Consider the following 2863-nt stretch of genomic DNA (forward strand, 5'->3'; position numbering starts at 1 on the left):
GCGCACGCGTGCGCGGGCTACGTGTTGCGGCCGGCTTCCCGGTGGCCGACGCGGCCCGAGTCGGCCGCGGACCGGGCAGCCGTGCACCGCGTCAACACCGCGGCCTTCCCTACCCCGGACGAGGCGAATCTCGTGGACGCCCTGCGCGCCGACGAGGATGCCTGGCTGACCGGTCTGTCGTACGTCGCGGAGGCGCCGGACGGCACCGTGGCCGCCCATGCCCTCATCACCCGCTGCACGGTGGACGGCGCGCCCGCGGCGGCGCTCGCACCCGTGGCCGTCCTGCCGCAGTACCAGCGCACGGGCGCCGGTTCGGCCGTCGTGCGCGCGGTGCTGCAGGCGGCACGTGCACGTGGGGAGCGACTGGTGCTGGTCCTCGGGCACCCCGAGTACTACCCGCGGTTCGGCTTCGGGCCCGCGTCCGCGTACGGCATCAGGCCCTCCTTCGAGGTGCCCGACGAGGCGATGATGGCGCTCGTCCTCGGCCGGGCCGACGGTTCCGCACCGGTCCCGCGGGGCACGATCGCCTACCCGGCCGCGTTCGGCGTCTGACGGTCCGGTGACCGGGGCCCGTCCGGCGCGATGACCCGCCGGACGGGCCCTGGGCGCGGTGACTGTCCGTCCCGTACGGCAGACTTGGGGTTCGAGGACCGAAGCGAAGGATGGGTATGCCGACCACACCTGCCACCGCGGCGAACAGTTCGTCGAACGGCACCGGAGAAGCGATCTTGCTCGAACTCGTCGACGAGGACGGCAGGACGATCGGCACCGCGGAGAAGCTCGCCGCCCATCAGCCGCCCGGCCAGTTGCACAGAGCGTTCTCCGTGTTCCTCTTCGACGAGCAGGGGCGGCTGTTGCTGCAGCAGCGGGCGCTCGGCAAGTACCACTCCCCCGGCGTCTGGTCGAACACCTGCTGCGGGCACCCGTACCCGGGCGAGGCCCCGTTCGCGGCGGCAGCCCGGCGCACGTTCGAGGAGCTGGGCGTCTCGCCGTCACTGATGGCGGAGGCCGGCACCGTGCGCTACAACCACCCGGACCCCGAATCGGGCCTGGTGGAGCAGGAGTTCAACCACCTGTTCGTGGGGCTGGTGCAGGCGCCGCTGCAGGCGGACCCGGAGGAGGTCGGGGCGACGGCGTTCGTGACGGCCGCGGAGCTGGCCGAGCGGCATGCCAAGGACCCGTTCTCGGCATGGTTCATGACGGTGCTCGACGCGGCCCGGCCCGCGGTCAGGGAGCTGACGGGGCCGGCCGCGGGCTGGTGACCCCCGTCAGGTGACGGGGGGCCGCAGGGGCAGGGCGGCCCAGATCACCTTGCCCCCGCTCGCCGTGTGCTCGACGTCGCAGACCCCGCCCGCCTCGGCGGTGATCTCCCGGACCAGCAGCAGTCCGCGCCCGCCGGTCTGCCCGCTGGTCGCCTCCAGGGCGGTGGGGCGATAGGGGTGGTCGTCCTCGACGGACACCCGCACCCACTCCGCGCCGACGGCGACCTCCACGGCGAGCATCGGCGAGAGCAGGGCGGCGTGCTTCACCGCGTTGGTGACGAGTTCGGAGACGATCACGAGCAGCCCGTGGACCAGGTCGTCGGATGCGGGCACGCCCTGCCGGGCGAGGAGTTCGCGCACCGCCCGGCGGGCCTGGGGCACGGAGGCGTCGACCGCCTGCGCCGTGAACCGCCAGACCCCTTCGTACGACAGGGGCCCGCCGGGGGAATGTGCCGGGGGCGCCGCCGCCCCACCGCCCTGAAGACGAGGGCGGGCCCCCAGCCCGTCGTCACTCATCGTCCGGTCGCCGCCCTTGCGCTCGATTGTCACCACCCTCCGAGTGTTGGGAATGCGCTGGTCCATACCGGATGACTGACCAGAAGTCAGCGACTATCGACGGAATTTGATCGTTGGCATACGACAGCGTCAGTTGTGCGACTGCTCTTGCCCCAGTTGTTCCTCTTTCGAGGGCTCTTCAGCTTGTTGTACGAGGTTCACGATGCGGCGGCCGCCCAGACCGGTCGCGAGCAGGCCGAGGCCGTCGAAGAGCAGCGCCAGCGAGAAGAAGCAGCCGAGGACGTAGCGGCTGCTCTGCGGCCAGTTGCCGAGGACGAGCACGCCGAGCAGGATGCCGAAGGCTCCCTGGATCAGCGTCCAGCCGAACTGCGGCCCGCGGACGACGAGCCCGCCGGCCAGCCGGAACACGCCACCGGTCAGGAACAGCAGCGCGGCGAACATGGTGAGCGCCTCCGCGGTGCCCTCCGGGCGGCGGATGACGACGATCCCGGCCGCGAGGTTCAACGCGGCGACCACGACACCGAGCCAGAAGAAGTTGCTGCCCCGCGACTGGATCGCGTGCAGCAGTCCGACGAGGCCACCGATCAGCAGCAGCCAGCCGAACAGCAGCATCGAGGTCAACGTGGCGAAGGCCGTGTAGAACAGGCCGACCACACCCGCGAGCACCAGCAGGCCGCCGAGTGCGGCGATCCAGCCGAAGCCACGGTGCAGTCTCCGGCGCTGACGGGCGGGGCTCCGCCCGTCGGCGGTGGCCTTGCCGGTCAGCGGTCCCGCGGCACCTGCGTCGTCTGCGGTCATCGGGCGCCTCCTGTCGGCGGACACCCCTTCTTGATCGTACGTTCGACACCGGCGGATAGCATCCGGCGCATGGCTTCCTCGTCCCCGCCGCGGCTCACGCACACCGTCACCGACGGCGTCGCCACCGTCGTCATCGACCACCCGGCCAAGCGCAACGCCATGACCGCCGCCATGTGGGCGGCGCTGCCGGCGCTGCTCGGGCGGCTCGCGGCGGACCCCGGGGTACGCGCCCTGGTGCTGACCGGCGCCGGTGACACCTTCTGCGCCGGGGCGGACATCTCCACGCT

5 protein-coding genes are annotated in these 2863 nt (G+C 72.2%); 3 read left to right on the plus strand and 2 right to left on the minus strand.

Going from position 1 to position 2863, the window contains the following annotated elements; translation table 11 throughout:
• Both G3I40_RS30180 and idi read left to right on the plus strand, forming a co-directional pair.
• On the plus strand, positions 1–552 hold a 552-nt coding region (locus G3I40_RS30180), incomplete at its 5' end, for an N-acetyltransferase (protein WP_239092026.1).
• A gap of 116 nt (positions 553–668) precedes the next feature.
• On the plus strand, positions 669–1262 hold the full coding sequence (idi, locus tag G3I40_RS30185) for an isopentenyl-diphosphate Delta-isomerase (protein WP_164305802.1): 594 nt from the start codon (positions 669–671) through the stop codon (positions 1260–1262).
• Between the two features lie 6 nt (positions 1263–1268).
• Here the strand turns inward: idi and G3I40_RS30190 are convergent, their stop codons facing one another.
• Together G3I40_RS30190 and G3I40_RS30195 are read right to left on the minus strand one after the other, a co-directional pair.
• On the minus strand, positions 1269–1778 hold the full coding sequence (locus G3I40_RS30190) for an ATP-binding protein (protein WP_164305806.1): 510 nt from the start codon (positions 1776–1778) through the stop codon (positions 1269–1271).
• 129 nt (positions 1779–1907) lie between these two features.
• Entirely contained in the window at positions 1908–2576 is a 669-nt protein-coding gene (locus G3I40_RS30195) for a DUF308 domain-containing protein (protein WP_164305803.1), read from the minus strand.
• 69 nt (positions 2577–2645) lie between these two features.
• On the opposite strand from G3I40_RS30195, the gene G3I40_RS30200 reads away from it, so the two are divergent.
• Positions 2646–2863 (plus strand): enoyl-CoA hydratase/isomerase family protein (locus tag G3I40_RS30200; protein WP_164305804.1); only part of this gene is annotated, 218 nt, incomplete at its 3' end.

Origin of the sequence: Streptomyces sp. SID14478 (assembly GCF_010548525.1) — a bacterium.
Taxonomy (GTDB): domain Bacteria; phylum Actinomycetota; class Actinomycetes; order Streptomycetales; family Streptomycetaceae; genus Streptomyces.